This window comes from Allostreptomyces psammosilenae, from assembly GCF_013407765.1.
In the GTDB taxonomy this organism is placed as follows: Bacteria; Actinomycetota; Actinomycetes; order Streptomycetales; family Streptomycetaceae; genus Allostreptomyces; species Allostreptomyces psammosilenae.
Window position 1 is genome coordinate 1,017,036 of record NZ_JACBZD010000001.1, and the last position, 23,358, is coordinate 1,040,393.

17 protein-coding genes are annotated in these 23,358 nt (G+C 72.0%); 13 read left to right on the forward strand and 4 right to left on the reverse strand.

Features of this window, described 5'->3' with window-relative positions; translation table 11 throughout:
* Positions 1–505 precede the first annotated feature (505 nt).
* The 11 genes from FHU37_RS04010 to FHU37_RS04060 all read left to right on the forward strand — a co-directional run bounded on the left by FHU37_RS04010 (position 506) and on the right by FHU37_RS04060 (position 15,817).
* A complete protein-coding gene (locus FHU37_RS04010) occupies positions 506–2,062 on the forward strand; it encodes a sugar ABC transporter ATP-binding protein (protein WP_179812844.1) in 1,557 nt (518 codons plus the stop codon).
* Entirely contained in the window at positions 2,059–3,108 is a 1,050-nt protein-coding gene (locus FHU37_RS04015) for an ABC transporter permease (RefSeq protein ID WP_179812845.1), read from the forward strand. Before FHU37_RS04010 ends, FHU37_RS04015 begins: the two co-directional genes overlap by 4 nt.
* Before the next feature lie 59 nt (positions 3,109–3,167).
* A complete protein-coding gene (locus FHU37_RS04020; RefSeq protein ID WP_179812846.1) occupies positions 3,168–4,229 on the forward strand; it encodes a substrate-binding domain-containing protein in 1,062 nt (353 codons plus the stop codon).
* A gap of 319 nt (positions 4,230–4,548) precedes the next feature.
* Positions 4,549–5,748 carry an inositol-3-phosphate synthase gene (locus tag FHU37_RS04025; protein ID WP_179812847.1) on the forward strand — a complete coding sequence of 400 codons (1,200 nt, stop codon included), beginning with the start codon at positions 4,549–4,551 and terminating at the stop codon, positions 5,746–5,748.
* The gene (locus tag FHU37_RS04030) at positions 5,745–6,689 is read left to right on the forward strand and encodes an SCO3242 family prenyltransferase (RefSeq protein ID WP_179812848.1); all 945 of its coding nucleotides are present in this window, start codon (positions 5,745–5,747) and stop codon (positions 6,687–6,689) included. Before FHU37_RS04025 ends, FHU37_RS04030 begins: the two co-directional genes overlap by 4 nt.
* Before the next feature lie 81 nt (positions 6,690–6,770).
* Positions 6,771–8,375, forward strand: a complete 1,605-nt coding sequence (locus FHU37_RS29485) for an EboA domain-containing protein (protein WP_179812849.1) — start codon at positions 6,771–6,773, stop codon at positions 8,373–8,375.
* 14 nt (positions 8,376–8,389) lie between these two features.
* Positions 8,390–9,319 carry a TatD family hydrolase gene (locus FHU37_RS04040; protein ID WP_179812850.1) on the forward strand — a complete coding sequence of 310 codons (930 nt, stop codon included), beginning with the start codon at positions 8,390–8,392 and terminating at the stop codon, positions 9,317–9,319.
* 6 nt (positions 9,320–9,325) lie between these two features.
* On the forward strand, positions 9,326–10,579 hold the full coding sequence (gene eboE / locus FHU37_RS04045) for a metabolite traffic protein EboE (protein ID WP_179812851.1): 1,254 nt from the start codon (positions 9,326–9,328) through the stop codon (positions 10,577–10,579).
* Positions 10,576–11,955 carry an alkaline phosphatase family protein gene (locus FHU37_RS04050; protein ID WP_179812852.1) on the forward strand — a complete coding sequence of 460 codons (1,380 nt, stop codon included), beginning with the start codon at positions 10,576–10,578 and terminating at the stop codon, positions 11,953–11,955. Before eboE ends, FHU37_RS04050 begins: the two co-directional genes overlap by 4 nt.
* A 155-nt stretch (positions 11,956–12,110) precedes the next feature.
* Complete coding sequence (locus FHU37_RS04055; RefSeq protein WP_179812853.1) at positions 12,111–12,887, forward strand: class I SAM-dependent methyltransferase; 777 nt, start codon at positions 12,111–12,113, stop codon at positions 12,885–12,887.
* Between the two features lie 530 nt (positions 12,888–13,417).
* A complete protein-coding gene (locus FHU37_RS04060) occupies positions 13,418–15,817 on the forward strand; it encodes a tetratricopeptide repeat protein (protein WP_179812854.1) in 2,400 nt (799 codons plus the stop codon).
* A 157-nt stretch (positions 15,818–15,974) separates the two neighbouring features.
* Here the strand turns inward: FHU37_RS04060 and FHU37_RS04065 are convergent, their stop codons facing one another.
* The 3 genes from FHU37_RS04065 to FHU37_RS04075 form a co-directional block, all read right to left on the reverse strand.
* Positions 15,975–16,427 carry a hypothetical protein gene (locus tag FHU37_RS04065; protein ID WP_179812855.1) on the reverse strand — a complete coding sequence of 151 codons (453 nt, stop codon included), beginning with the start codon at positions 16,425–16,427 and terminating at the stop codon, positions 15,975–15,977.
* A 242-nt stretch (positions 16,428–16,669) separates the two neighbouring features.
* Positions 16,670–18,718: an RICIN domain-containing protein gene (locus FHU37_RS04070; protein ID WP_179812856.1), complete on the reverse strand. Its 2,049-nt coding sequence runs from the start codon at positions 18,716–18,718 to the stop codon at positions 16,670–16,672.
* Positions 18,719–19,355: 637 nt separating this feature from the next.
* On the reverse strand, positions 19,356–20,189 hold the full coding sequence (locus tag FHU37_RS04075; RefSeq protein WP_179812857.1) for a LysR family substrate-binding domain-containing protein: 834 nt from the start codon (positions 20,187–20,189) through the stop codon (positions 19,356–19,358).
* Between the two features lie 58 nt (positions 20,190–20,247).
* Here FHU37_RS04075 and FHU37_RS04080 point away from each other — a divergent pair, with 58 nt between their 5' ends.
* The gene (locus FHU37_RS04080) at positions 20,248–20,649 is read left to right on the forward strand and encodes a DUF5997 family protein (RefSeq protein WP_179812858.1); all 402 of its coding nucleotides are present in this window, start codon (positions 20,248–20,250) and stop codon (positions 20,647–20,649) included.
* 128 nt (positions 20,650–20,777) lie between these two features.
* On the forward strand, positions 20,778–21,788 hold the full coding sequence (locus FHU37_RS04085) for an aminoglycoside phosphotransferase family protein (protein WP_179812859.1): 1,011 nt from the start codon (positions 20,778–20,780) through the stop codon (positions 21,786–21,788).
* Positions 21,789–21,968: 180 nt separating this feature from the next.
* On the opposite strand, the gene FHU37_RS04090 is transcribed toward FHU37_RS04085, so the two are convergent.
* On the reverse strand, positions 21,969–23,354 hold the full coding sequence (locus FHU37_RS04090; RefSeq protein ID WP_179812860.1) for an L-serine ammonia-lyase: 1,386 nt from the start codon (positions 23,352–23,354) through the stop codon (positions 21,969–21,971).
* Between the last annotated feature and the right edge of the window lie 4 nt (positions 23,355–23,358).

Sequence of the window (23,358 nt, forward strand, 5' to 3'; positions counted from 1 at the left end):
GTCCCGCGCGGGGGAACGGCCCCCCTCCCCGGCACGCGGCGTGCGGTCGCCGCCGGCCGCCCGCACGCCGCCGTGCGCCCCGCGCGAAAACGCCGGGCGCGCCGTTGCACACCCGTGTCCCGCATTCGGCCACGCGGTGTCGTCCGCATCGCCGAGAATCCACCGGCCCGCCCGAATGAAACGCTCCTCCTGGAATAACGGAAAGCGGTGACGGCTTTCTCGGATGCCGGAGGAATGCTATGTTCTAGCCCGAGGTCACCATCCGTCGAAAACGGAAAGGTGCCTTACCCCCGCCCAGGTCTCGGAGCGCCACGGAGCGCCCGCCACGGCCGCGTAACGCCCCCCCCCCCCGAACAGCCGGGAAGGCGCAGATCGCGCCACCGCCGTACCACCGAACGATGCGCGACCGTTGCCCAGAGGCAATCGATGAAGCCGCCCCGGGAAAAGGGCGCCACGCGCATCGCTCCCCCTGAGTTCGCCTCAGCCGTGTTTCCCAGGAGCCAGCATGCCCCTCTCCTCCGTACCCCCCGATCCGCCTCCCGGCACGAATTCCTCCGGGGCCCTGCTGGAAATGTCCGGGATCATCAAGACATTCCCCGGAGTGCGCGCCCTGGACGGCGTCGACCTCGATGTGCGGCCGGGTGAAGTGCACTGCCTGTTGGGGCAGAACGGCGCGGGGAAGTCCACCCTGATCAAGGTCCTCGCGGGTGCCCACCAGCCGGACGGCGGTCGCATCCTGTGGCGCGGCGAGCCCACGTCCTTCCCGACGCCCATCGCCGCGATGCGGCAGGGCATCGCCACGATGTACCAGGAACTGGACCTCGTCGAGAGCCTGTCGGTCGCCGACAACGTCTTCCTGGGCCACGAACCGTCCACCGGGGGCTTCCTGCGGCCCGCCGCCGCCCGGCAGGCGGCCCGCGAACTGCTCGCGCGCCTCGGCCACCCGGAGATCTCCCCGGACCGACTGGTGGAGGACCTCCCGGCGGCGGCCAAGCAGGTCGTCAGCATGGCCCGGGCGCTCTCCCACGACGTGCGGCTGATCGTCATGGACGAGCCGTCCGCCGTCCTCGACGACGAGGAGGTGGCCAACCTCTTCCGCATCGTGGCCGACCTGACGGCCAACAACGTGGCCGTGGTCTACATCTCGCACCGGCTGGAGGAGATCCGCCGGATCGGCGACCGGATCACGGTGATCAAGGACGGCCGCACCGTGGCGCGCGGCCTCCCGGCGCGGGAGACCCCGACGGCCGAGATGGTCGCCCTGATGACCGGGCACGCGGTCGAGCACGTCTTCCCCGAGCGCCCGGCCACCCCGCGCCCGGCCGACACCCCTCCCCGGCTCAGCGTGCGCGGCCTGTCCCGGCAGGGCGAGTTCCACGACGTCGACCTCGACATCCGTCCGGGCGAGATCGTCGGTCTCGCCGGTCTCGTCGGCGCTGGGCGCTCCGAGATCCTGGAGACCATCTACGGGGCCCGCAAGCCGTCCGCCGGGCAGGTACTGGTCGACGGCAAGCGGCTTCGTCCCGGCAGCGTCCCCGCTGCGGTGCGGGCCGGCCTCGGCCTGGCTCCCGAGGAGCGCAAGGCGCAGGCGCTGCTCACCCTGGAGTCCGTCACCCGCAACGTGTCGATCAGCTCACTCGACCGCTACTCCCGTTGGGGATGGGTCGACCGGGCGGCGGAGGAGCGCGAGGCCCGGAAGCACACCCGCGAACTCGTGCTGCGCCCGGACGACCCGGGGCGTCCCATCCGCACCCTGTCGGGCGGCAACCAGCAGAAGGCCGTGCTCGCCCGCTGGTTGCTGCGCGGCTGCCGGGTGCTGCTCCTGGACGAGCCCACCCGCGGGGTCGACGTCGGCGCCCGGGCCGAGCTCTACGCCGTGATCCGGCGGCTCGCCGACGAAGGGCTCGCGGTGCTGCTCGTCTCCAGCGAGGTTCCCGAAGTCCTCGGTCTCGCCGACCGCGTCCTCGTCCTGCGCGAAGGCCGCGTCGTCCACACCGCCCCCGCCACGGAGCTCGACGAGCACCGCGTGCTCGACCTCGTCATGGAAGGCAGCCACTCGTGACCAGCGACACCGCTTCGAAGACCGTCCGCCCGCCGCGGCCGGAAGGCGGCGACCCCGGGGACAGATCCCGCCCCAGACCGTCCGCCACGCCGCTCGCCGCGCTCACCGCCCGCCTGGACCTGCGCATCGTCACCCTCCTCGGCGTGCTGGCCGCCCTCGCGGTCGTCGGGGTGGTCACCCGCCCCGAGCAGTTCTTCACCACCGACAACCTGGTGCTGATCCTGACCCAGTCGTCGATCATCGGCGTGGTCACCGTCGGGATGACGTTCGTGATGATCGGCGGCGGCATCGACCTGTCGGTCGGCGCCATCGTGGCACTGGCCACGGTGTGGGCGACCACGGTGGCCACTCAGCAGTACGGCCTCTTCGGCGTGGCGTTCACCGCCGTCGTCGTGGCGCTCGTCTGCGGACTGATCAACGGCCTGCTGGTCTCGTACGGCCGCATGGTGCCCTTCATCGCCACCCTCGCCATGCTGGCCTCCGCCCGGGGCATGGCCCTGCAGATCAGCGGCGGCACCACCCAGGTCGTGGACATCCCCGCCCTGCTGGAGCTCGGCTACCGCGAGAGCTACGTGCTCGGCATCCCGCCCCTGGTGCTGATCTTCGGGGCGGTCACCGCGATCGGCTGGCTGGTGCTGAACCGCACCACCTTCGGGCGCCGCGCCTTCGCGGTGGGCGGCAACCCCGAGGCGGCACGGCTCGCCGGCATCCGGATCGAGCGCACCCGGCTGGCCCTCTACCTGATCTCCGGGCTCTGCTGCGGCATCGCCGCCTTCATGCTCATCGTGCTCACCGGCTCCGGCCAGAACACCAACGGCAACCTCTACGAACTCGACGCCATCGCCGCGGCCATCATCGGCGGCACGCTGCTCAGCGGCGGACGCGGAACGATCGTCGGCTCCGTCCTCGGCGTCCTGATCTTCACGACGATCACCAACATCTTCGCGCTGAACAACCTGCAGACCGACGTCCAGCAGATCGCCCGAGGAATCATCATCGTCGCCGCCGTCCTCATCCAGCGCCGGACCGCACGCGGCAAGGCCTGACGCCGCGCCCGTCCCGAGTCCCGCACCACCGTCCCCACGCACGCACGGGTAGGTTCACCATGCTCGAAAACGTCTCCGGATCCGCCAGACCCGCACGCAGAGGCTTCCTCCTCGGCGCCGCGGCCCTCGGGGCCGGCGGAATGCTCAGCGCCTGCACCAGCAACGAACTGCCGCAGAGCACGAGCGCCGGCGCCGCGCCGGCCGCCAACGCCTCCAGCACCCCCGGCAAGCACGTCACCATCGGCTTCGCCGGCCCGCTTGCCGACCACGGATGGCTCAACGCCATCAACGTCAACGCCACCGAGCGCGCCGCCAGCTACGAGGACGTCACCTTCGAGACCACCGAGGGCTCCAACGACACGGCCCAGCAGATCGGCCAGGTCGAGACGCTGATCAACAAGCAGGTCGACGTCCTGATCATCCTGCCCGCCGACGGCAAGGCCCTCACCCAGGTCGGCCTGCGCGCCATGGAGGCCGGCATCCCGGTCATCAACCTCGACCGCATCTTCGACTCCCCGCAGGCGTACCGCACCTGGATCGGCGGCGACAACTACGGCATGGGCCTCAACGCCGGCCGCTACATCGGCGAACAGCTCAAGGACAAGCCGGAGGCCACCGTCGTCGAACTCGCGGGCCTGGACAACCTCGAACTCACCCAGCAGCGCACCAGGGGCTTCGACGACGCCCTGAAGAACTACCCCAACATCCGCAAGGTGGCGCGGCAGGCCGCCGACTTCACCGTCGAGTCCGGACAGGCCAAGATGGCCCAGCTGCTCCAGGCGGTCCCGCGCTTCGACGCCATCTGGAACCACGACGACGACCAGGGCATCGGAGCCGAGCGCGCCATCGCGCAGGCCGGACGCGACGAGTTCTTCATGGTCGGCGGCGCCGGATCGCTCCACGCCATGGAAGCCATCCAGGCCGACAACACCGTCCTGAAGGCCACCGTCCTGTACCCGCCGACGATGGCCGCCTCCGCCGTCGACCTCGCCCGCGCCCTCGGCCAGGGAACCGGCGTCTCCGGCCTCGCCGAGCACGAGATCCCCACCTCGCTCGCCCTGTACTCCGCAGTGGTCAGCAAGGAGAACGTGGCGGACTACATCGCCACCGGATTCGTGTAAGCCGTGACCCACCCCGGGCGGCGCGGACTCCGGCCAGGCGGCCTCCCTGGAGCACCTCGGCGCCTCCGGCGACCACCAGGCTGACCCCCGCCCGCTCCACCGGAGCGGGCCGGCACTGACCGCGGTGCGGCGTGCCGGTGCGCGGCCCGTGCCGCCCCCGACTCGGCACGGGCCCGTTCGGCCGCCGCATCCGCTTCGACGACCGCGCGACCTCCCGCCGCCCGCCCCGTCGCCCGGTCATGACCCCACCACTCCATCGCACAGCAGAGGTGAGCAGTCGATGAAGCACGCCGCCCCATCAGCGGACCCGGGCCGGTCCATGCCGTCCGCACCAGCGAATGAACGATCCCGCGGGCGGGTCGGCGTCTGGTTCGTCGGTGCCCGTGGTTCGGTGGCCGTGACCGCCGTCGCCGGAGCCGCGGCAGTGCGCTCCGGCCTGGCACCCACCACCGGGCTGGTCGCCGAGCACCCGGACCTGCGTCACGCGGGACTCGCGCCGTTGGACGCGCTCGTCTTCGGCGGGCACGACGTGACCAGCACGCCGCTGCGCAAGCGCGCCGAGCAGTTGGCCGCCGGCGGCGTCCTACCGGGTGGCCTTCCCGAGTTGGTGGCGGCAGACCTGGACGCGGCGGAACGGGAGGTTCGCCCGGGCGTCGGCCCGGCGCCGGCGGTGGGCGAGGCTCCGGCTGACGCGGTGCGGAGGCTCGCCGCCGACCTGGAGGGGTTCCGGGGGCGCCTCGGCCTGGAGCGGGTCGTCGTCGTGAACGTCTCCTCCACCGAGCCGCCGCTGCCGCCCCGGCCCGAGCACGCGACCTGGGCCGAACTCGGCGCGGCCCTGGAGCGGGGCGAGGAGGCGTTGCCGCCGAGCGCGCTGTACGCCTGCGCCGCCTTCCAGGCGGGGTGCTCCTTCGTGGACTTCACCCCTTCCACCGGTGCGCGGTTGCCCGCCCTGGAGGAACTGGCCGCAACGCGCGGCGTGCCGTGGGCCGGTAGCGACGGCAAGACGGGGGAGACCCTGTTGAAGTCGGTGCTCGGGCCGATGTTCGCGACCCGCCGGCTGGCCGTGCGGGCGTGGTCGGGAACGAACCTGCTCGGTGGCGGCGACGGCGCGACTCTCGCGGATCCGGCCAACGCGGCCGGCAAGCTCGCCTCCAAGCAGCGGGTCCTGGCGGGCACCCTCGGTGAGCCGGTCGACGGCGAGGTGCACATCGACCACGTCGCGGCCCTGGGGGAGTGGAAGACGGCCTGGGACCACGTGCTGTTCGAGGGCTTCCTCGGGGTGGGGATGACGCTCCAGTTCACCTGGCAGGGCTGCGACTCCGCGCTGGCCGCCCCGCTCGTCCTGGACCTGGCCCGGTTCACCGCCCGGGCGCACGAGGTGGGGATGACCGGGCCTCTCGGAGAGCTCGGCTTCTTCTTCAAGGATCCCGTCGGTGACGGCGGGCACGGGCTGCACGAGCAGTACCTGGCGCTGCGCGGGCTCGCCGACCGACTCGCCGCCCCGGAGGCAGGCCGATGACCCCACCGGAGGCCGGCCGGTCCAGGCCTCCGGCGCCGCTGCTGCCCGCCCCCGGCACGCTGGCCGAGCTCGTCCGGCTGCCCGCCGTGTTCACCGCCCCCGGCGACGTCCTGGCCGGGGCCGCGTGGGCCGGGCATCCGTTCGGGCGGCGGGGGACGGCGGCGCTCGCCGCCTCCTCCGCCTGTCTCTATCTGGGCGGTATGGCGCTCAATGACTGGGCGGACCGTGAGGTGGACGCCGAGGAGCGGCCGGAGCGGCCCATCCCGTCGGGGCGGGTGCGGCCCGGGGCGGCGTTCGGTGTCGCCGCGGGGCTGACCGCCGCGGGCCTCGGCATCGCCTGGTGGGGCACCCGCTCCCGTTCGGCGACCGCCGGCGCGCTGGCGGTCGCCGCCGCGGCATGGGGCTACGACCTGTTGGCCGCCGGGCGGCGCGGCGGACCGGCGGTCATCGCGGCCACCCGGGGACTGAACGTGCTGCTCGGCGCCGGCCCGCGGAGAGCCCTGGCCGCCGCCGCGCCGGCAGCCCTGACGGCCGCCCACATCTACGGCGTCACCCGCCTCAGCCTCGACGAGGTGTCCGGATCGACGGTGGCGCGGGTGGACCGGGCCCTCACCACCACCGTCCTCGTGGGCCTGGCCGCCGCCCCGGCCGGGATGCTGGCCCGGCCGGCGGGCGCACCGCCCCCCGCACCGTTCCGCCTCGCCGGGGCCCTGCTCGCCGCCGGGTACGCCGTCTCCGCCGCCCGGCCGCTGCGGGCGGCGCGGCGGGTGCCCGGCCCGGCGCAGGTCCGGGCGGCCGTGGGCGGGGGAGTGCGCGCGCTGCTGCCCCTGCAAGCCGCGCTGGCCGCCGCGGCCGGCTCCCCGCTCGCCGCGCTGCCCCTGCTCGGCCGCTGGGCGGCCCGCCGCACGGCGGCCCGCCTGCGCCGCGCCGAGATCTCCTGACAACCCTCACCGCCAGCGCGATCCGCGGCACGCACCTGCCACGTCGACGCCACACCCACACCATCGGAAGGGGAGAGCACCGTGCGGTTCGGTTATGGAACCAATGGTTTTGGTGACCACCGTCTTGCCGACGCCCTCGACGTGATCGCCGAGCTCGGGTACTCCGGCGTTGCGCTGACGCTGGACCACCATCACCTGGATCCGTGGGATCCGGGTCTGCCTCGGCGGACGGAGGATCTGGCCCGGCGGTTGGACCGGCTCGGTCTCGATGTCGTCGTGGAGACCGGGGCGCGGTACCTGCTGGACCGGCACCGCAAGCACCAGCCGACCCTGCTGTCCGAGCCGGAGGGTGCCCGGCTGCGGGTGGATCTGCTGCGCCGTGCGGTCCGGGTGGCGGCCGATCTGGGCGCGCAGGCGGTGTCGTTTTGGAGTGGCACCGCCGATGCGGTGCTGCCGGCCGAGGAGGCGTGGCGCCGCCTGGAGGCGGGCTGCCGGGAGGTCCTGACGGAGGCCCAGCGGTACGGAGTCATCCTGGGTTTCGAGCCGGAGCCGGGCATGTTCGTGGACACCCTGGCCGGGTACGGCGAGTTGCGGGACCGGCTCGGTGCCCCGGAGGGGTTCGGGTTGACGCTGGACATCGGGCACTGTCGCTGTCTGGAGGACGGCGCGATCCCGGACCTGGTGACGGCCTGGGGCGGCGAGGTCGTCAACGTGCAGATCGACGACATGCGGCGCGGGGTGCACGAGCACCTGGAGTTCGGCACCGGCGAGATCGACTTCCCGCCCGTCCTGGCCGCGCTGGAGGCCACCGGCTACCGCGGCCTGGTCAGCGTGGAACTGCCCCGACACGGCCACGCCGCGCCGCGCGTGGCCCGGGAGAGCCTGCGCTTCCTCCACCACGCCGCCGACACCGCCGGCGTCCCCGTCACCGGGTCGCACTCCGCCCGGGCAGCACATCCGATGACCACCCGCTCCGTCACCGCTCTCCCGGTCCCAGCCGCCGCGGCGGCCGTGGACCCGCTGGGTGATCTCGAATCGGCGCTGCGGAGTGTGGTGCTGCCCGAGGTCGCTTCGGAGCTGGGTGAGCTCCGTGCCCAGGTGGCCGCCGACCCGGACCGACTCCCACTGCTCCTGCCGCACACGGCGCGCTTGGCCGGTGTCCGCCCGTTGCCCGAAGCCGAAGGCGTCCCCGAGGCTTCGGAGGGGATCGGTATCCCTGGTTGGACGGCGGCTGACGCCGCCCGGGTGCTGCTGCTCGCTGCGCCGGTGCTGGTCGGTAAGCCCTACGTCGATCTGCTGGTGGACGCTTATCGCGGCGGTGATGCCGATGAGCGTCGGGCCGTGTTGCACACCTTGGATTTCACCGGTCCGCGGTTGAGTGATCCCGATGCTGTCGCGGCTGTCGTGCAGGTTCTGCTGCTGGATGCGTTGCGTACCAATGACACGCGGTTGGTCGCTGCCGCGCTGGGCCCGTGGGGCGCCGCCGTGCTCCCGGCGCCGGCGTGGCGTCAGGCGGTGTTGAAGTGCTTGTTCACCGGCATTCCGTTGGCTGCGGTGGGTGGTCTGCCCGAGCGGGTGGATGCCGAACTGCTGCGGATGGTCGGTGATTTCGCCGCCGAGCGCACCGCCGCCGGTCGCCCCGTACCCAACGACGCCCTGGCCGTGCTGCGCCTGGGCCGGAGCTGAATGGAGCCGCGCTCATGCGCATTTTCGATCCGCACATTCACATGACCTCGCGGACCACCGATGACTATGAGCGGATGTATGCGGCGGGGGTCCGCGTTGTGGTGGAGCCGTCGTTCTGGTTGGGGCAGCCGCGCACCAGCGTGGGCAGTTTCGTGGACTACTTCGATGCGCTGTTGGGCTGGGAGCCGTACCGGGCCGCGCAGTTCGGCATCCGGCACCACGCGGCGATCGCGCTGAACCCCAAGGAGGCGGAGGATCCCCGCTGTCGGGGCGTGCTGGAGGTGCTGCCGCGTTACCTGGTGAAGAACCGGGTGGTGGCGGTCGGTGAGGTGGGCTACGACTCGATGACGCCGGGTGAGGACGAGGCGTTTGCCCACCAGTTGCAGCTGGCCGTCGAGCACCACCTGCCGGTGTTGGTGCACACGCCGCACCGGGACAAGGCCGCCGGCACGCGACGGACTCTGGATGTGGTGCGGGAGTCGGGGATCGATCCGGCGATGGTGCTGGTGGACCATCTCAACGAGACGACGGTGCGGATGGTCGCCGACTCCGGTTGCTGGATGGGGTTCTCCATCTATCCCGACACCAAGATGGACGAAGAGCGCATGGTCACGCTCCTGAAGGAGTACGGGACCGATCGGATGCTGGTGAACTCCGCCGCCGACTGGGGGCGGAGTGATCCGTTGAAGACCCGCCGCACCGGCGAGGCCATGCGCGCCGCCGGCTTCGAGGCCGACCCCGTCGATCAGGTCCTGTGGCGCAACCCCGTCGCGTTCTACGGGCAGAGCGGTCGACTCGACCTGCCCCCGGACACCCTCGACGCCGAACCGGGCCGGGACGACCCCGCCCAGGCCGCCCCGCCCGCGACACCGGTGCCCGCCCTCGCCGCCGCGGACGGTACGTACCTGGGCAATTCGGTGTTGCGTGGCGCGCGGAAGGAGTGAGTGGTCATGCGTCTGCGGCACCGTGATGGCACCATCGTGCACCTGGCCTACTGCACGAACGTGCACCCTGTCGAGACCTTGCCTGATCTGCTGGACCGGCTCGATCGGCACGCCGTGCCGGCCGCGGCCCTGCTCGGTGACGAACGCCTGGGCGGCGGCCGTCTCGGGGTCGGGTTGTGGTTGCCGGCGCCCGTCGCCGCGCACCTGGCCGCCGACCCGGCCGCCGTGCGGCAACTGCGCGCCGAACTGACCGCGCGCGGGCTGGAGACCGTCACCCTCAACGGCTTCCCCTACCGCGGCTTCGGCGACCCGATCGTCAAGGGCCGGGTCTACCACCCCGACTGGACCACCCCCGACCGCGCCCGCTACACCGCCGACCTCGCCCGTGTGCTGGCCGGGCTGCTCCCGGACGACGCCGCCCGCGGCAGCGTCTCGACCCTCCCGCTTGCCTGGCGCACCCCCTGGGACCGCGCCCGCGCCGCCCAGGCCACCGAGCGGCTGCGCGCGCTCGGCCACGCCCTGGCCGACATCGAGGCCTGCACCGGCCGCACCATACGGGTCGGCCTGGAGCCCGAACCAGGCTGCGTGATCGAGACCACCGAACAGGCCCTGGAGCATCTGGGGGTGTCGGAGGTGGACACCGAGCGCGTCGGCGTCTGTCTGGACGCCTGCCACCTCGCCGTCGCCCACGAGGAGCCCGGAACGGCCCTGGACCGGCTGACCGCCGCAGGCGTCCCGGTGGTCAAGACGCAGGCGTCCTGCGCCATGGTGGTGCCGCGTCCGGCCGACCCGGAGCACCGCCGGGCGGCGGTGGAGTGGGTGGAGCCGCGGTACCTGCACCAGGTGCGTGAGGCTTCCGGCGGCCGTGCCGGTGTGCCGCCGTTGGCCGTCGACGACCTCCCGGAGGCCCTGGAGTGGCCGGGGGGCTTGCCCGCCCGCAACCCCTGGCGGGTGCACTTCCACGTCCCCCTGCACGCCGACCCGCCACCACCGCTGACCACCACCCGCCCCGCCCTGCTCGACACCCTGGATGCGCTGTTCGGTGGCCGGCGGGCCCTCACCGACCACGTCGAGGTCGAGACCTACACCTGGACCGCCCTGCCCGACGGCGTGGCCGGCACCACCCGCCACCGCGACCGCGACCTCGCCACCGACATCGCCGCAGAGCTGGACTGGACCCGCCGTGCGCTTGTCGACCTCGGCCTGCGAACACCCAACGACACCGCACCCGCCGTCCCGCTCCCGGAGCCCACGCGATGACTGACCGTCCCACCCCGCTGCTGGTCCTCGACGTCGTCGGGCTGACCCCCCGCCTGCTGCCACACATGCCCAACCTGCGCCGCATCGCCGAGTCCGGCTTCCAGGCCCGCCTGGACACGGTGCTACCCGCCGTCACCTGCACCGTGCAGTCCACCCTGCTCACCGGCGCCATGCCCGACGAACACGGGATCGTGGGCAACGGCTGGTACTTCCGCGACCTCGGCGAGGTCCTCCTGTGGCGCCAACACAACGCCCTGGTCAGCGGCGAGAAAGTCTGGCAGACCGCCCGCACCCGCCACCCCGGATACCGCGTCGCCAACATCTGCTGGTGGTACGCCATGGGCGCCGACGTCGACTACACCATCACCCCACGCCCCGTCTACCACGCCGACGGCCGCAAAGACCCCGACTGCTACACCCACCCACCCCACCTCCACGACACCCTCACCCACGAACTCGGCCCCTTCCCCCTCTTCCAGTACTGGGGCCCCACCGCCTCCATCACCTCCAGCGCCTGGATCACCGAAGCCACCCGCCGCCTCATGCTCCGCGAACGCCCCGACCTCACCCTGGCCTACCTCCCCCACCTCGACTACGACCTCCAACGCCACGGCCCCGACCACCCCACCGCCACCCACGCCGCCACCGAACTCGACACCGTCCTCGGCCCCCTCCTCGACGACGCCCGACGCACCGGCACCACCGTCCTGGCCCTGTCCGAATACGGCATCACCAACGCCCGCCGCCCCATCGACATCAACCGCGCCCTACGCCGCGCCGGCCTCCTCCACGTCCACACCCAGCAAGGCATGGAATACCTCGACCCCTGGACCTCCCGCGCCTTCGCCGTGGCCGACCACCAGATCGCCCACATCTACATCCGCGACCCCCACGACCACCCCCGCGTCCGCGCCGCCCTCGCCGAACTCGACGGCATCGCCCACCTCCTCGACGACACCGGCAAAACCACACACCACCTGGGCCACGAACGCGCCGGCGACCTCATCGCCCTCGCCGAACCCGACGCCTGGTTCACCTACTACTACTGGCTCGACGACACCCACGCCCCCGACTACGCCCGCCTGGTCGAAATCCACCGCAAACCCGGCTACGACCCCGCCGAACTCTTCATGAACCCCACCGACCCCTACGTGCGGCTACGCGCCGCCACCGCCCTGCTCCGCAAACGCCTCGGCCTGCGCTACACCATGAACGTCGTGCCCCTCGACCCCAGCCCCGTCCGCGGCACCCACGGCCTCCTGCCCACCCACCCCGACGACGGCCCCGTCCTCCTCTGCACCGACCCCACCCCCACCCGCGACCACTACCACGCCACCGAAATCAAGGAACTCATGCTGACGCTCGCCGGCCTGTGACGCCCCCTCGGCGTGGGTGCCCAACCCTCTGGGCGGAGCCGCGGAGGAGCCGGCGAGCGCGGTTGGCTTTGTGCAGGTTCAGCGACAGCGGGTGTTCGCGCGGACCACTGAGGCGACCAGCGTCTCCGGGAGATCAGGCACGGTAGCCTCTGGCCATGTCCGAGACATCGGTGGCGCGGTTTTACGACGAACTGGCCGACGACTACCACCTGATCTACTCGGACTGGGAGGCGAGTCTCCACCGGCAGGGGGACGCCCTGGACGCCCTGATCGGCCAGGATCGCGCCGAGGTGCTTGACTGTTCCTGCGGCATCGGCACGCAGGCCATCGGCCTGGCGCTGCGCGGGCACCGCGTCACCGGGACCGATCTCAGCCCTCGCGCCGCCGCCCGCGCTGCCCGTGAGGCCGCCCGCCGGAGCCTGAGCCTGCGCACGGCAGCCGCCGACATGCGACGCCTGCCGTTCTCCGATGGCTTGTTCGACGTCGTCGTCTGCGCTGACAACTCGCTGCCCCACCTGCTGACCGAGCAGGATGTGCACGCCGCCCTGGCCGAGATGCGCCGCGTGCTGCGTCCCGGCGGCCTGCTGCTGGTCAGCACACGCCCCTACGATGACTTGCTGCGCGACCGCCCCGTTTCGACGCCTCCGCAAGTCCACCGGACGGTCGACGGCGCCGACGGCGGAGAGCGGACCGTCACCTTCCAGCTCTGGCACTGGCACGACGACGGCGAGCACTACGACCTGGAGCACTTCCAGCTCCTGCCGGCAGGCGGAGAATGGCGCGTCCAGGTCCGCCGGACCACCTACTGGGCCCTCGGCCAGGACCGGTTGGCCGGCCTCGCAACCGGGGCCGGTTTTGCCGACGCCCGGTGGCGGATGCCGCAGGAGACGGGCTTCTTCCAGCCGCTGCTCGTGGCCCGCACCGACGAGTAGGTGGTTCCACCGCCCGGCTCGATCCCCGCCCGCGAGGGCGGCGATCGAGCCAGGAACCGGCAGGTGTCGGCCGGCCTCGGCGGGTTGGTGGGCTCGTGCCGGGATGCTGGCGAGGCGGTAGCGGTCGGCGCCGGCCCCGTCGGAGTGACGACGGCGGTGATCCCGGCCCGATGACGCGCCCGGCGAGGACGCGCCACCCGCGAGCAAGCCGCGGCCGCTGACCACGACGCAGCGCCCGTCCGCCTGACTCGCGCCGACCCCACGGCCGGCGTGAGCCAGCGACAGGGTGTGGGCCGGGGGGGGCGCTCTGGTCAGCACTCGACGACGTCGAGGGCGAGGCCGCCGGGGGAGGTCTCCTTGTGCGTGACCTTCACCTGGTGCCGGCCGCTGAGCAAGCCCCTGACCTGTGGTTACGCGTAGTCCCTGAAGGGCCTGGCGTAGGTCTCCGGGGATCCTCCACGGACGCTGCGGAAAATGCGTAATCTCCGCGGGGAGGGCGCTTTCCGGGTGCAGGCACAGGTGGTGAGCGGATGAGCAACGAGATCAGCGGCGGCAACTTCTTCGGGCCCGTGCTCCAGGTGGGGCACGTCCACGGGGACATCACCATCCAGTTGCCCGCCGAGATACCCCTGGCGTTAGGAGGGCTGCCCAGGGCCTCTCCCACGTTCACCGGCCGAGGAACGGTCCTCGACGACTTGCTGGGCATGCTGGGCCCCTCCGACTCGGAGAAGGGAGTCATACAGGTCTCGGCGGTGTCCGGCATGGGAGGGGTCGGCAAGACCGAACTGGTCTTGCAGGCGGCTCATGCCGCGCGTGAGAAGGGCTGGTTCCCCGGTGGTGTGCTGTTCGTCGATCTCGCGGGCTACGACGAGCGACTGCGGGTCGATCCCGCTGCTGCCCTGGACGGCTTCCTGCGGGCCATGGGGGTCCCCGCCGAACACATCCCGTCCGAGCTGCAGGGTAGGGAGCGGCTGTATCGGTCCGTCCTGGACGCCTACGCCCACAGTGGTCGCGACGTCCTGGTCGTGATCGACAACGCCTTCTCCTCCGAACAGGCCCGCCCCCTGCTGCCCGGGGATTCGGTGACGCGGACGCTCGTCACTTCACGGCACACCCTGGCGGAGCTCGGCGCGCGCCTGCTGGACCTGCCCACGCTGGGCCTCGAGGCGAGCGTGGAACTGCTCGACCGCCGGATCCGTCTCGCGCGGGGAGACGGGGACACCCGGGTGCGGGACGAGCCGGAGGACGCGAACGAGATCGCCCGGCTGTGCGGAGGACTTCCCCTGGCGATCGAGATCGTGGCCGCCCTGCTGTCGGAGCGCCCGCAGCGCAGCCTGCGCACGATGGTCGAGGACCTCGAGGACGAACACACCCGCCTTGACGAGATGCGCAGTGAGGAGCGGGCCGTACAAGCGGCGTTCGAGCTCTCGTATCGCAACTTACCACCGGACCAGGCACGGGTGTTCCGGCTGGTGTCCGTCAACCCGGGGCCCGATATCTCGACAGCGGCCGCCGCGTCCATGGTGCACCTGGAGCTCCGTCACTGCCGGCGGCTGCTCGACGCCCTCGCGCGTGCCCACCTCCTTGACACGCCGACCGCCGACAACAGGTGGGCCATGCACGACCTGGTACGGCTGTATGCGGCGGAGCAGGCACATGCCCTGGCTGCCGCCGACCGTCAGGAAGCGGCCGTTGACCGGCTCGTGGAGTACTACTCCGACACCGCGCGGAGTGCCGCTGAGCATGCGGACCCTTCCAGGACTGCTCCCTCCGACACCTCCTTCCACGACCGGGAGGATGCCCTCTCCTGGTTCGACGCCGAGTTGCCCAATCTCGTCGGGGTCGTGCGCAGAATGGGCGAGGACCGTCCTTCCGTTGCCTTGGAAGTGCATCTGTCCCTGGTCCACTACGTGCAGCGGCGGCGCCGCTTCACCGTACTGACCGACCTCGGCCCCGTGGCCCTGGAGGCGGCACGCCGCCTCGGCAACCGGCACGGCGAGGCGCGGGTACTGACCAACATGGGTCTGGCGCAGAACGAGATGGGCCGGTACGAGGAGTGCGTCCGCTCTTGCCGGGCCGCCGCGGAGATGTTCATGGCCCTCGGCGACCGGGCGCTCGCCGGTCGTGCGCTGAACAATCTCGGGCTCGGGCTGGACAACCTGGGGCGGTACGAGGAGGCCGCAGGGGTCTTCCGGCGGGCCATCGGGGTGTTCCGTGAACTCGGCGATCGGCGGGGTGAAGGAGCCGCCCTGACGAACCTGGGCAGCGCACTGCTGCTGGCCGGCCGCGTCGAGGAATCGCTGGACGCCCGACGCGACGCCGTGGCCGCACTCGACCAGGTCCCTGGTCGCCCCGACTGGCAAGGCATGGCCATGACCCTCCAGAACCTCGGCGCGTCGCTGAACGCGCTCGGGCGGCACACGGAAGCACTGGCAGTGCTCCGGCGCGCCCTCGCCATCAGCGGCGAACTCGATGACGACTTCGGGCGCGCGCAGGCACTGAACAACATCGCCATCTCGGCCAGGGGCCTGGACCGGCACGACGAGGCTGTGGAGGCCGCTCTGCAAGCCGCGTCGCTCTACCGGGACTGCGGCACCGCGGGCCATCTGATCAGTCCACTGCTGACCGCGGGGTGGTCGCTGCGGACACTGGGCCGGTACCGGGAGTCGGTGACCGCCCACCGGGAGGGACTCGACTGCGCACGCCGTGCGGGCAACCTTCTCCCGGCCGGACAACACCTGGAGGGCGTGAGCGCCTCCCTGCGGCTCCTCGGGGAGTTCCACGAGGCCGTCCGAGCCCAGCGAGAGGCTGTGTCGACCTATGTCGAGGCGGGGGAGCCGGCGACCGCACGGGCCGCCGAACGGGAGCTGAACCGCCTGGTTCGAGCGACCGGCGGTGGCAGGTTCCGCAGGCTCTTCCGCGGCCGGTGAGGCTCCACAAAGGCGCGTGTTCCCCCTGACCGACCCGCAGGCAGTAGCTGAAGGGCTGCACTTCCTCTACGCCTCCGATACGGCGGCACGCTGTTATCGGGCGTGACCACCTGTTCGAAGATCCACGGCTGCCCGGAGGCACCCTTGGCCATGCCGGTCAGTCCTGGGTGGAGGGGGTGTCGGAGCCGGCTGGCGGCGGAGGCGGGGTGGTGAAGGAGGTACCGGAGAAGTCCCGGCCCTGCAGTACCGGCCCGTGGAAGGTACCGCCACTGATGGTGTTCCGCGCCTCACCGTCGCCGGTGCGTACCAGCCTTGCCAGCTCGCGCCACCGCTCCAGGCCCGCGTGGAAGTCGGCATCCACCGCTGCCCTTACCGCCAGGGCGGTACTCAGTGCCTGCGCTCGTGCCGAATCGGCCGGCGCCCGTTCCAGCTCCGCCAGCTCCACCTCGCCCGAACTCACCGCAGCTACGTCATCTACGTCCTCGGCGTCCTGGCCTCCCCGCAACGGGCGCCGTACCAACGCACTCAGCCCCGCCCATGCCTGCCGACCGATCTCCCCACCGGCGCCACCCGCCAACGCCGCCAGCAGCCCCACCGATACCGGATCCACCCGAAACGCCCTCCCACCTACACGCCGAGCCGGGAGTAGACACGCTACGCGAACCAGGCGTCCGCGACACGGCAAGCCGGAACCGCCGCCCACGACCCCGGACCACGCGATCGAAGCTGTCCGGCTGGACGTTCGTGCGGCAGTGCTCACCCGGGGGCAGTGGCTGATCAACCCCCGCCCCCGGTGAGCGGTTCCGCCTGTCGGTCAGAAGCTCCGGCCAGTCGGATCGTGTGGCATGGCCGTCACTGGGTCAGGTCGGTCACGGTCCAACGCTGGTTGGTTCCCGAGTTGGGGGTCCAGACGGAGACCGGGGCGCCGTCGTGGGTGGCCTGGCCGGGCACGTCGAGGAGCTGGCCGGTTGCCGCGTTGACGAACGTCCACGATCCGTCCCCTGTGCTGGACATGATCCATTGAGCGGCCTCGTCGCCGTTGCCGTGGTCGCCCGCCAGTACCAGGCGGCCGTCGTGCAGGGCGAGGCGGTTGCCGGTGGCCTCGTTGGTGAGGACGAAGCGCTGGCGGTTGCCGTCCTGCCCGCCCACGGGGGTCACCTGCCAGGTCTGGGCGGTGCTGGTCGGGTCCGTGGTGCGGATGACGACGGCCGTGCCGTCGTCGGTCGCGGTCAGGGCCCTGCCGCTCTGCAGGCCGGTGAGCCGGTAGTCATGGCCGCGCTGGACGAGGGCAGCGTCGCGGTCCACGCCCGAGACGCCGTCGATCAGGAAGCTGGTCACCGACTCCGCCGGCACGGTGAAGGTGGCCTGCTCGCCGCTCACCTGGACGGGGTCGTGGTGGACCAGCGCGCCGGTGGCGTCGGTGACGACCGGGGTGACGGAGGCCCTCTTGGAGACCTGGCCGAAGTGGGACAGGTCGAGGGTGACCGTGCGGGCCACGGTGGCGTCGTTGACGTGCACGACGGTCGCTTCGCGCCCGGAGGCAGCGACCGCGGCGACGCTGGCGGTGTCGTCGGTCTGGATCAGCCGGTCACCGGGCTGGATGAAGTGGGTGAAGTTGCGCGCGGTGTGGTACTTGGTGTTGGTGCGGATGGGGCAGGTAGCGAGGGTGTCCTCGGCGGTGCAGTCGAACGGGAGCTGGATGCTGCCCCAGTTGCCGCCGTGGGGCGACTCGCCTCCGGGGGCCATGTTGTCGTAGTCCTCGACGGGCTGCCAGAACACCCAGGCGGTCGGTTCCAGCTCGCGCAGGTCGTCGACGATGCGTTGGGCGAGGCCGAGGCCGGAGGACATGTCCTCGAAGTCCTGTCGCCCCTCGCCCCAGTCGCCTTCGACCTCGCTCATCCACAGCGGGCGGTCGGCGCCCTTGGCGATGTCGCGGACGGTCGTGCGACCGGCGGTTCCGTAGGTGTGCACGTTGAGCTGGGCGACCAGGTCCCGTACGTCCGCGGGGTAGGACTCCCAGTTCCGGGCGAACAGTCCGGGGTTGGTCTCGTCCATCGCGGAGATCACGGCGTCGGTGTCGGCTCCGTCCAGCTCCGCGGCGAGGGCGCGGATCACCGTCTGCTGGAGCTCGGGGCCGATGTGGGCACCCTCCTGCCGGCCACCGACGGGCTCACCGTCGGGACCGAGGCGGGTACTCCAGTAGTTGGTGTTCGGCTCGTTGAACGGATCGAGGGTGTCGACCTCGATGCCGTGCGCCTCCTCCAGTCGCTCCACCGCGCCGACCAGGTACTCGGCGAAGTCGTCCACGGAGTCGGAGCGCAACTGGTCGGTGTTGGCGTCGAACCCGCCGGAGACGTAGCCGCTGACGGTCATGAACCAGGGCGGGGAGTTGCTGAACGCCTCCCAGTGGTCGATGTCCTCCTTGATCCGGTCGATCCACCAGCGTTGGGTGGCGTCCGCGTCCTCGTTCCAGTGGGCGGGGTTGTCGGCGTCCCACCAGTCGGTGTCCTCGCGGGTGGTGCCCTCGGGCGCCTGCCACCAGCCTTCGACGGCGCCGCCGGGGCGCAGGTAGTCGGTGACGTCCGGGGCGTTGCCGCCGCCGATGTTGTAGCGGGCGATGTTCAGCGCCAGGCCCTCGTCGCTGAAGAGCAGGCGGGCGAGTTCCTCGCGGATCTCGTCGGGGTAGTCACCGGTGGCGTTGGCGAACCACACGAGGCTGGTTCCCCATCCCTCGAATTCCTGGCCCTGGTAGGAGGGATCGGGAGTGACGGTCACGCTCTGGGCAGCCTGTCCCGCGGCGGCTGCTGCGGGCGGCGTTCCGGTGGCCACGAATGCGCTGCTGACGAGGATCGCGGTCAGGACGGCAGTGCGCCGGTGGACCACCCGGGGGCCATGTCTCATGTGGTGTTTCTCCTTGCATTCGCGCTGTGTTCGACGGGGTGTGCGGTCGCGCAGGGGCGAGGGTCGACCTCAGTGGCTTTGCGGGGGTGCCGTAGGAGAGTCACCCCGGTTGGGGGCAGGGCGGGGAGCCCTTCCGGGGCGGTGTCGGGGCGGTGTCGGGCGGTCGGTGAGCGTCGTCGCCGCATGCCGAACAGTGGGGTCTCCTTCTCCCTTCCGCCACCGGCTGGGGTGGGTGGGACATCGTGCTACCGCTGACGGGCAACCAGCGGCGCTGGGCGATGAGCGGTGTGGTGCTCGCTGGCCCGGGCGGTGCCGTTCCTGGTGGTGCGGGTGCCGGTCATGTTGTTCGTCGCACTGCTGGTGGCGCTGTCGGACAGGTGTCGCCTGTACGGCACGACAGCGTCGTCATGCGGTTTCCTCACTCACGGCCTGGCATCGATTCAGCCCAAGCATGTTTACGCAACCATCACCATCCGTGTTGCATGCCTGTGCCCCCGAGGCGATGATTGCGTAAACATTGACGTTGCGTGTTGTTTACACCGCCTTCAGGCGGAGGGTCAATAGGCGGTGCGTGCCGGATCACACCGGGATCACACCAGGGTGAGGGGAGCCGGTGGGCGGTGACGAGCGACGACTCCTAGGAGCGGCGGCGTGGATTACCGGAGCGTCTGCTCCTGGCGGCGGCGCCCCCGCCGCCGGTCCGGCGGCGGGCACCGGAGCCCTGGGGCTTGTTGCCCTGCTTCGGCTTCTCCGAGCGGCCGGCCTTGCCGGTCTTCGCGGTCTTCGCGTCCTTCGCGGTCTTCGCCGTCCGCTCGTCGGGGCGGCGGCCCCGCGAGCTGTTCACGGTGCGGCCCCGCACGATCCCGATGAAGTCCTCCACCAGATCGGTGGTGGCGTCCTCCGGCCACGACAGCGCCACCTGCGACTGGGGCGTCCCGGTCAGCGTCCGGTACGTGAGGTCCTTGCGGTGGTACAGCCGGGCGAGGGACTGCGGGACGATTAGAAGTCCGATCCCAGCCGCGACCAGCTCGATCGCGTCGGCCGTCGTCGCCGGCCGCTCGATGGCGGGACGCCCCGGGGGCGTCGCCCAGTCCAGGGTGTCGTCCAGCGGGTGCAGCACGATGTCGTCGGCGATGTCCTCGACGGTCACCTCGTCCGCCGCCGCCACCAGGTGGTCCTTGGGGACCACCACGACGGTCGTCTCGGTGTACAGGGGGATCGCGCTGAGCTCCGTACGGTCCACCGGGAGCCGCAGGAACGCGGCGTCGGCCCCGCCCTCGCGCAGCAGGCCCTCCGCGTCCGCCGCCTCCACCTGGACGAGCTCCAGCGGCACGTCCGGCAGGCGCTCCTGCCAGATCCGCACCCACTTCGAGGGCGTCACGCCCGGCACGTACGCCACCCGGAAGGAGGCAGCCGGAGGAGCGGAGGGAGCGGGGGCACTGGGGGAGGAGCTTGCGTCCGAGCCTGTCACCAGGCCAGATTACCGGCCGTGGTCGGTGGGGGTGCACCTGGCCGATATTCTTGTCGGCATGACGCAGCACAAGACCGCCCAGACGATGAAGCCCGCCACCGCGGCCAAGAAGCTGGGCGTGTACCTCGATGCCACCCCCGCCGAGTTCCGCGAGGGTGTCGTCTCCCGCTCCGAGCTCAACGCGCTCCAGGCCGATCCGCCGGAGTGGCTGCGCGAGCTGCGCCGCAACGGCCCGCACCCCCGACCCGTCGTGGCGGCCAAGCTGGGCGTCTCCATCTCCGGCCTCGCCCGCGGCGGCGTCACGGAGGCTCTGACCACCGAGCAGATCGAGGCCCTCAAGGACGAGAACCCGGAGTGGCTGCAGAAGGAGCGCGCCACCCAGGCCGAGGTCCGCAAGGAGGCCGCCCGCATCAAGGAGAAGCGCGCCGAGCAGGCCGCGAAGGCGGCCGACCAGGACTGAGCCCGGCGCGCTCACGCCCGAACCGGTCGGTCCGCGACCGGTGCCCGGGCGGTCGGTCCCGGCGGGACCGGTCCCCACCGGAGCTATTTCGGGTGCGGCGGTTGTGTCCCCAGTGGTGGAATCCCCGAATGCGACGCGAGACACCGTCGACGGTGGACCGGGGCCGGTTCGCCGATGCCGTCACCCCCTGGGAGGACGCCGCCTGGCGCCAGACCGCCCTGGACTGGGCGGAGCGGGAGCTCTCCCGCCACGGCCTGCGGGAGACCGGCGCCCGTGAGGTGCGGGTGCGCCCCTGGTCGATCATCATCCGCTTCCGGACCGGCCCGGCCGAGCGCGACGCCGCCTGGTTCAAGGCCGGCACGCCGGGCAACGGCTTCGAGGCCGCCCTCGGACACGCGCTCGCGGAATGGGTTCCCGAGCACGTCCTGACCCCGCTGGCGGTCGACCCCGACCGCGGCTGGTCGCTCCTGCCCGACGGCGGGCCGCTGTTCCGGCACCTCCTCGACACCGGCGCCGCCGGGCCGGCGGACTGGCTGGAGGCGGTCGGCCAGTACGCGCGCCTGCAGCGCGTTCTCCTCCCGTACACGGACCGCATGACCGCGCTGGGCGTGCCCAGCGCCCGCACCGCCCACCTGCCGGGCATCTTCGACGACCTCGTCGAGAGCAACCCCACCCTGGAACCCGCCGTCCGCCGCTCCCTGCGGGAACGCCGCCCCCGCCTGCTCGACTGGTGCGCGGAGCTCGACGCCGTCGGTGTCCCCGACTCGCTCGACCACTGCGACCTGCACGACGCCCAGATGCTCGCCCCGGGGCCCGGCCGCTACACCTTCTTCGACTGGGGCGACGCGGTCGTTGCCCACCCCTTCGCCAGCCTCCTCGTCCCGGCCCGCGCCGTCCGCGAGCGGTACGGGCCCGAGACCATGACCCGCCTCCGCGACGCGTACCTGGAACCCTGGAGCGACCTGGGCCCCACGCTCCCTGAGCTCCGCCGCGCGGCCACCCTCGCCGTCCGCCTGGCCGCCGTCGGCCGCGCGGTCTCCTGGTCCCGCCTCTTTCCCGGCACCCCGACCGAGGACTGCCACGAGGCGAGCGCCTACTGGATCCAGGAACTCTTCGCCGAGCCGGAGCTGCTCCAGTAAAGGCGCGGGTGGCGACCAGGCGGGCGGTCTCTCGGGATGGGCTCCGGCTTGGGGGAGCCGGGGACTTTTCAGGGACTTTCCGTGCCGTCCCGGGGACTCCTCAGGGACGATCCGCTGGGTCGAGCGGAAAGGGCGTGACGGGCTGGAAAGCCGGGAAACCGCAGGTCAGGGGTGGTTTGGTCAGCACTCGATGACGTTGACGGCGAGGCCGCCGCGGGAGGTTTCCTTGTACTTGACCTTCATGTCGGCGCCGGTCTCCTTCATGGTCTTGATGGCCTTGTCGAGGGAGACGTGGTGGCGGCCGTCGCCGCGCAGGGCCATGCGGGCGGCGGTGACGGCCTTGACGGCGGCCATGCCGTTGCGCTCGATGCACGGGATCTGGACCAGGCCGCCGACCGGGTCGCAGGTCAGGCCGAGGTTGTGCTCGATGCCGATCTCGGCGGCGTTCTCCACCTGCTCGGGGCTTCCGCCGAGGACCTCGGCCAGCGCGCCGGCGGCCATCGAGCAGGCGGAGCCGACCTCGCCCTGGCAGCCGACCTCGGCGCCGGAGATGGAGGCGTTCTCCTTGAAGAGCATGCCGATGGCACCGGCCGCGAGGAGGAAGCGGATGACGCCCTCGTCGTCGGCGCCGGGGACGAACTCGGTGTAGTAGTGCAGCACGGCGGGGACGATGCCGGCGGCGCCGTTGGTGGGGGCGGTCACGACGCGGCCGCCCGCCGCGTTCTCCTCGTTGACGGCCATCGCGTAGAGGGTGACCCACTCCATGGCGTTGCCCGCTCCGCCGCCTTCGGCGCGCAGGGCGCGGGCGGCGGTGGCGGCACGGCGGCGGACCTTCAGGCCGCCGGGCAGGATGCCCTCGGTGGTCATGCCGGTGGCCACGCACTCGCGCATGACCCGCCAGATCTCCAGCAGGCCGGAGCGCACCTCGGACTCGGGGCGCCAGGCCCGCTCGTTCTCCAGCATGAGCGAGGAGATCGACAGCCCGGTCTCCCGGGTGAGCCGGAGCAGTTCCTGGCCGGTGCGGAAGGGGTGGGGGAGCGCGGTGTCGTCGGGCTTGATCCGGTCGGCCTCGTCGAGGGCGGCGTGGTCGACGACGAAACCGCCGCCCACCGAGTAGTAGGTGCGCTCCAGCAGGGCCACGCCCGCCGCGTCGTGGGCGGTCAGCGTCATGCCGTTGGCGTGGTAGGGGAGGGCGCGGCGGCGGTGCAGGACGATGTCGCGGTCCGGGGCGAAAGCGATCTCGTGGGCGTCGCCGAGGTCGTGGCCGAGCAGCCGGAGCCGGCCGGTGGCGCGGACGCGTTCGACGTCGAGGTCGGCCCGGGCGACGTCCACGGTCCGCGGCGAGTTGCCCTCCAACCCGAGCAGCACCGCCTTGGGCGTGCCGTGGCCGTGGCCGGTGGCGCCCAGCGAGCCGAACAGTTCGGCCCGCACCCCGTGGGTGGCGGCCAGCAGCCCCTGGGACTTCAGCCGGCGGGCGAACATCCGAGCGGCGCGCATCGGTCCGACCGTGTGCGAGCTGGACGGGCCGATGCCGATGGAGAAGAGGTCGAAGACGCTGAGGGCCACTGCG

Bases quoted from the DNA above. Each gene is read 5' to 3' on its own strand.
- FHU37_RS04010 (WP_179812844.1), top strand. From the start codon at position 506: ATGCCCCTCTCCTCCGTACCCCCCGATCCGCCTCCCGGCACGAATTCC.
- FHU37_RS04020 (WP_179812846.1), top strand. From the start codon at position 3,168: ATGCTCGAAAACGTCTCCGGATCCGCCAGACCCGCACGCAGAGGCTTC.
- FHU37_RS04025 (WP_179812847.1), top strand. From the start codon at position 4,549: ATGCCGTCCGCACCAGCGAATGAACGATCCCGCGGGCGGGTCGGCGTC.
- FHU37_RS04030 (WP_179812848.1), top strand. From the start codon at position 5,745: ATGACCCCACCGGAGGCCGGCCGGTCCAGGCCTCCGGCGCCGCTGCTG.
- FHU37_RS04040 (WP_179812850.1), top strand. From the start codon at position 8,390: ATGCGCATTTTCGATCCGCACATTCACATGACCTCGCGGACCACCGAT.
- eboE (WP_179812851.1), top strand. From the start codon at position 9,326: ATGCGTCTGCGGCACCGTGATGGCACCATCGTGCACCTGGCCTACTGC.
- FHU37_RS04050 (WP_179812852.1), top strand. From the start codon at position 10,576: ATGACTGACCGTCCCACCCCGCTGCTGGTCCTCGACGTCGTCGGGCTG.
- FHU37_RS04055 (WP_179812853.1), top strand. From the start codon at position 12,111: ATGTCCGAGACATCGGTGGCGCGGTTTTACGACGAACTGGCCGACGAC.
- FHU37_RS04060 (WP_179812854.1), top strand. From the start codon at position 13,418: ATGAGCAACGAGATCAGCGGCGGCAACTTCTTCGGGCCCGTGCTCCAG.
- FHU37_RS04070 (WP_179812856.1), bottom strand. From the start codon at position 18,718: ATGAGACATGGCCCCCGGGTGGTCCACCGGCGCACTGCCGTCCTGACC.
- FHU37_RS04080 (WP_179812858.1), top strand. From the start codon at position 20,248: ATGACGCAGCACAAGACCGCCCAGACGATGAAGCCCGCCACCGCGGCC.
- FHU37_RS04085 (WP_179812859.1), top strand. From the start codon at position 20,778: ATGCGACGCGAGACACCGTCGACGGTGGACCGGGGCCGGTTCGCCGAT.